General features: G+C 44.1%; 6 protein-coding genes. All 6 read left to right on the forward strand.

What is annotated here, in order from left to right; all coding sequences use genetic code 11:
• Positions 1–781, forward strand: a 781-nt coding sequence (locus tag AB4589_RS25045; protein WP_372101922.1) for a type III secretion system needle length determinant, incomplete at its 5' end; no start/stop codon positions are given.
• Positions 781–1,746 (forward strand): type III secretion system cytoplasmic ring protein SctQ, encoded by a 966-nt coding sequence (gene sctQ / locus AB4589_RS25050; RefSeq protein ID WP_029223742.1) that lies wholly within the window; start codon positions 781–783, stop codon positions 1,744–1,746. The genes AB4589_RS25045 and sctQ, both read left to right, overlap by 1 nt.
• Positions 1,743–2,393: a SctR family type III secretion system export apparatus subunit VscR gene (vscR, locus tag AB4589_RS25055; RefSeq protein WP_017096440.1), complete on the forward strand. Its 651-nt coding sequence runs from the start codon at positions 1,743–1,745 to the stop codon at positions 2,391–2,393. Before sctQ ends, vscR begins: the two co-directional genes overlap by 4 nt.
• A 13-nt stretch (positions 2,394–2,406) precedes the next feature.
• Positions 2,407–2,673 carry a type III secretion system export apparatus subunit SctS gene (sctS, locus tag AB4589_RS25060; protein ID WP_017096439.1) on the forward strand — a complete coding sequence of 89 codons (267 nt, stop codon included), beginning with the start codon at positions 2,407–2,409 and terminating at the stop codon, positions 2,671–2,673.
• Entirely contained in the window at positions 2,670–3,452 is a 783-nt protein-coding gene (gene sctT, locus AB4589_RS25065) for a type III secretion system export apparatus subunit SctT (RefSeq protein ID WP_029222875.1), read from the forward strand. The genes sctS and sctT overlap by 4 nt, the downstream gene beginning before the upstream one ends.
• 287 nt (positions 3,453–3,739) lie before the next feature.
• Positions 3,740–4,792, forward strand: coding sequence for a type III secretion system export apparatus subunit SctU (sctU, locus tag AB4589_RS25070; protein WP_017096437.1), 1,053 nt, complete (start codon positions 3,740–3,742; stop codon positions 4,790–4,792).
• The last annotated feature ends 226 nt before the right edge of the window (positions 4,793–5,018 follow it).

The following is a 5,018-nucleotide window of genomic DNA, read 5'->3' on the forward strand; positions in this document are numbered from 1 at the left end:
TTCAACGGATTCAACGGTTTCAACGGTTTCAACGGATTCAACGGATTCAAGCGCATCTCTTGATGGCTTGTATCTCGATCCCAAAGACATTATTGACGGTTTCCCAAAAGGCTTGAATACTCAACCAGCGCCAATCCAGTTTGATGGTAAAGCCGCTACCTCTGTGCAAAACGTCTTGAATGGTCAGCGACTAAAGCCCGATACGACAGTAAAAGAAGCGGTAACCTTAAGTAACGCGCAGATTAACACAGAAGCGAAAGCTACGTTGTCCGCATTTGAAGAGAAGCTAAAACCCTTAAAGCGCATTGATTTACATCATTCAACCTCTGAAGTGGGCACCAAACTGCACTCGGCGGCGAATATAAACCAACCGACTACTCAAGGTGATGTGATCCTAAAGAGTATGGAAGCGCAAACACCTCGCAGCTCGGCAAGAAACGTGAACGATCTGATTAGTAAGTTGGTCGAAAAGATCTATGTTTCTCTCCCAACAGCGAACGAGAAGGAGGTCCGACTGTTTCTCAATGAAGGTCAATTGAAAGGTGGTGAGATCTCCATTAAGCACGACAGTTCTGGTTACAGCGTCTTAATTAAACAAGAGCATGCCCTTTCGCTAATCAACCCAAACGCTAAACAAGAATTGGTTGAGCGCTTACAACGCTTGGGGATTGAACAACCGATTCGAATCTCAATCAGCGAGCAAATGAACCAACAACAAGATCAACAACGTTCTCGACAACAACGCAGTATTTATGATGAATGGAAGCCTGAGGACGAATGATGATACTTAATTTCCCTAAAGTCGACGCATCAAGCATCTCGCTAAGCAATCAACTATGTGCGAAACAATGCCACTTTCAAGATAGCCTGAGCAACAGCCTGTCGGTTACGCTAGGGCCAAAACCTCAATTTACTGGCTATCGTTTGGCGTTATTCATTGGAGGGCAAACGATCAAAATAGATTTTTGTGGTGCGCAATTACAGTTGTGGTTACATGACATGCTTGACTCAACGGCTTTTGAATCACTACCAAACTCATTGCAATTGGCGTTACTCAATAGCCAGATTGAACCATACACCGATGTGATTAAACGTCTTTTTGGGCAGCTTCCTGTCTTAAGCAAGTTACAACCTCTTGAACAGCAAACTCAGCAAGAGAATGTATTGATGCTCACCATCAACCGTGATGACGCATCTCTTAGCCTCTGGGTGCATGAAGGTCGAGATGTGCTACTTGGCGCGTTGCCACAAGCACCATCTTACCTAAGTCAAAATATTGCACTACCATTCTGGTTGAGTTTTGGCAAAACACGTTTGGCAGTCAGCCAATTCGAGCAACTGGAATTGGGGGATGTGGTGTTTTTCGATGATTGCCACATCGCACAACATCAAGTGCTCTTTCAGATATCCAATCAAAACCTTTGGCGATGCCAACTCGACGAAACCATACTCCACATCCTAGATAAAGAAACCAATATGAACGATATCAATAGCTCTGAAGTACTTACCGACCACAAGCAACTGCCAATTGAACTCACTTTTGATGTTGGTCAGCAAACCATAACTTTAGAACAACTTAACGCGCTACAACCTGGCTTTACCTTTGAGCTTAACCAGCCAATTTCAAACCCGGTCACTATGCGAGCAAACGGAAGAATTATTGGTGAGTGTGAACTTGTGAGCATCAATGAACGCTTAGGTGTTCGCGTTCTCGAATTGTTTGGCGGTAGTCAGGAGCCAGCATGATCCAGTTACCTGATGAACTGAACCTAATCGTCACGCTCGCCCTACTTGCTTTGGTTCCTTTCATTGCAATGATGGCGACCTCTTTCGTAAAGCTTGCTGTGGTGTTCTCTCTATTGAGAAACGCACTGGGTGTACAACAAATACCACCCAATATGGCGCTGTACGGATTGGCGATAATTTTGTCGATCTTCATTATGGCACCAGTAGGATTTGAAACCTACGACTACGTTACACAACATGAAATATCCCTAGAAGATTCCGACAGTGTTGAAGGGCTGATTGAAAGCGGACTGCAGCCATATCGAGAGTTTTTGAAAAAACACATCCGTGAAACTGAAACGGTGTTTTTTACCGATGCTGCGAGAACCTTGTGGCCACAGAAGTACTTCGACCGCTTAGAGTCAGACAGCTTATTGTTGTTACTCCCCGCCTTCACGGTCAGTGAACTAACTAGGGCATTTGAGATTGGTTTCTTGTTGTATCTGCCCTTCATCGCTGTCGACCTAATCGTGTCCAACATCCTACTGGCAATGGGGATGATGATGGTATCGCCGATGACAATTTCGCTACCATTCAAACTACTGCTTTTTGTGTTACTTGACGGTTGGACCAAGCTAACTCATGGCTTAGTACTCAGCTACGGATAGTGAGGAGAGAAATATGAATCCGGCCGAAATAATCCACTTTGCCACTCAGGCTTTAACGCTTGTTCTATTCTTGTCGCTGCCACCGATTCTGGTTGCGGCGTTTGTTGGCACCTTAGTCTCACTCATCCAAGCACTGACTCAAGTTCAAGAACAAACGTTGGGATTTGTCGTTAAACTGATTGCCGTCATAATTACCTTGTTTGTTACCGCACAGTGGTTGGGCGCCGAGCTGCATTCGTTTGCAACATTGACCTTAGATAAAATCCCGCAAATACGATGAGTTACGATGATTTGCACCACGCACTGTTCCTGTACAGCTTAACGCTTCCTAGGTTAATGGCTTGTTTTATATTCCTGCCGATCTTAAACAAGCAAATGCTGGGTGGCACCATGGTGAGAAATGGAATCTTGTGTTCTCTTGCACTTTTTATATTTCCTATAATTAATCAACAAAATTTACCTGCAGAAACGGATGGAATCTGGTTAATGGTTATCTTGGGGAAAGAGGTGTTATTGGGTCTGCTCATTGGCTTTATTGCGGCGATCCCCTTTTGGGCAATCGAGGCGGCAGGCTTTCTCGTGGATAACCAGCGAGGCGCAGCCATGGCGAGCATGTTTAACCCCACCCTCGGTTCGCAATCGACGCCAACGGCGGTATTGTTGACTCAAACTCTGATCACTTTGTTCTTCTCGGGCGGTGGCTTTGTCACTTTTCTTTATGCGCTATTTTCCAGTTACTCGTCATGGCCTGTGATAGGTTTTTTTCCAACCATAACAGAAGGGTGGGCACGCTTTTTCTACGACCAATTTGAGCAATTAATGTGGCTTGGAGTTTTGATGTCTGCGCCTATAGTACTGGCGATGTTCCTTGCCGAGTTTGGGCTTGCGCTCATCAGCCGATTCGCACCACAACTCAACGTTTTCTTCTTGGCAATGCCGATCAAAAGTGCCATCGCCAGTGTGTTATTGATTGTGTATCTGGCTCTGATGATGAACCACTTTCAAGCACTTTTCTCTGAAATCGCACTGTTCTCAGAGCAGCTAAACACTATTTGGTAATCGCTAGAGTCTGCTTATCTCTCGAACTTATTTTTGCAGCGACTTGTAGATTGTTCTTGCAAAAATAGATGCTTTGAAATGTGGTAACTCTATTCGATAAACCTATAATGCAGTGGAAAGAAACCACAAACGCCGTCCAAAGAGTTCAGCTAAAACGTTTTACTCTTTGTTGAGAGGGATTTACTTAGAACGATTCGGCGAAAAGGAATTAGCCGTCCGCCTCTCACCTGATTAAAACGCTTTATCTCGAACAAAATTCAACCAAAATAAATAAACAGGTCCTAATAATGAGCGGAGAAAAAACTGAACTCCCCACCCCAAAAAAACTCAGGGATGCCCGCCAAAAAGGGCAAGTTGCAAAAAGTCAGGAAATCATTTCATCTTCATTGATTCTGTCTTTGATTGTCGTGTTGTTTGCATTCGCCGATTACTATATGTCGCACATATCTGCCCTAATTTTACTGCCAAGCAAATTGGCATATCAGGGCTTTCAAGATGCACTACTCGACGTAGCTATCGCCATCGCCAAAGAAATGGTTTATCTGCTTGCGCCGATCCTCTTGATTGCAACCTTAGTCGCCATCATGGCTAACATGGGACAGTTCGGCTTTCTATTTAGTGGCGAGTCTGTCAAACCGGACATCAAGAAGATCAATCCAGTCGAAGGGGCAAAGCGAATTTTTTCGTTAAAGAGTATCATTGAGTTTATTAAGTCCATTCTCAAAGTTTCGTTACTTTCATGCATTATTTGGATAACGCTGAAAGGTAACTTAAACACGTTACTGCAGATACCTACCTGTGGGTTAGAGTGTGTACCGATCATCACTGGCGTATTAATCAAACAATTGATGATTATCTCTGCGGTAGGCTTTATTGTGATTGCCGCAGCCGATTTTTCTTACCAAAAGTTCGACCACACTAAACAGTTAAAGATGACCAAAGATGAAGTGAAACGTGAATACAAAGAGATGGAAGGCAGCCCTGAAATAAAAAGTCAACGTCGTCAACTGCACCAAGAAATGCAAACTTCTAACCAAAGAGATAACGTTAAACGCTCGAATGTGCTGGTTACAAACCCAACACACATTGCCATCGGTTTGTACTATAAAAAGGGCGAAACACCTCTGCCTGTGATTACCCTAAAAGAGACTGATGCGATGGCAAAGCGTATGATTGCGATTGCCAAAGAAGAAGGGGTTCCGGTGATGCAGAAAGTACCGCTCGCACGTGCGTTATATGCGGATGGGCAGTTAGACCAATACATTCCTGGCGATCTTATTGAAGCCACCGCAGAGATCCTGCGCTGGGTTGCGTCTCTGGAGCAATCTGAAGAGCAATAAGCGAGAAAACTATGTGGTTCAAGGTAAATATCGCTAGTACTCGACTCACTCAACTTGAAGATACAATTTTTAAGACATGAAAATGATCCATTTCTCCGTAAGCTATTGGTTGTGCATTATGATCTGCTCCAGTCAGACTGGACACTTAGCTAAGCGACATTTCGCTTTTCAAAGTTCATTGGGCTTAGGTACCCAAGAGCACTGTGCCTTCTCGTTCGATTATAAT

This window comes from Vibrio sp. 10N.222.49.A3, assembly GCF_041475145.1.
GTDB classification, from domain to species: domain Bacteria; phylum Pseudomonadota; class Gammaproteobacteria; order Enterobacterales; family Vibrionaceae; genus Vibrio; species Vibrio tasmaniensis_A.

What these genes read in the sequence shown, in the direction of transcription:
- sctU (WP_017096437.1), top strand. Translation starts at nt 3,740, where the DNA reads ATGAGCGGAGAAAAAACTGAACTCCCCACCCCAAAAAAACTCAGGGAT.
- sctQ (WP_029223742.1), top strand. Translation starts at nt 781, where the DNA reads ATGATACTTAATTTCCCTAAAGTCGACGCATCAAGCATCTCGCTAAGC.
- sctS (WP_017096439.1), top strand. Translation starts at nt 2,407, where the DNA reads ATGAATCCGGCCGAAATAATCCACTTTGCCACTCAGGCTTTAACGCTT.
- vscR (WP_017096440.1), top strand. Translation starts at nt 1,743, where the DNA reads ATGATCCAGTTACCTGATGAACTGAACCTAATCGTCACGCTCGCCCTA.
- sctT (WP_029222875.1), top strand. Translation starts at nt 2,670, where the DNA reads ATGAGTTACGATGATTTGCACCACGCACTGTTCCTGTACAGCTTAACG.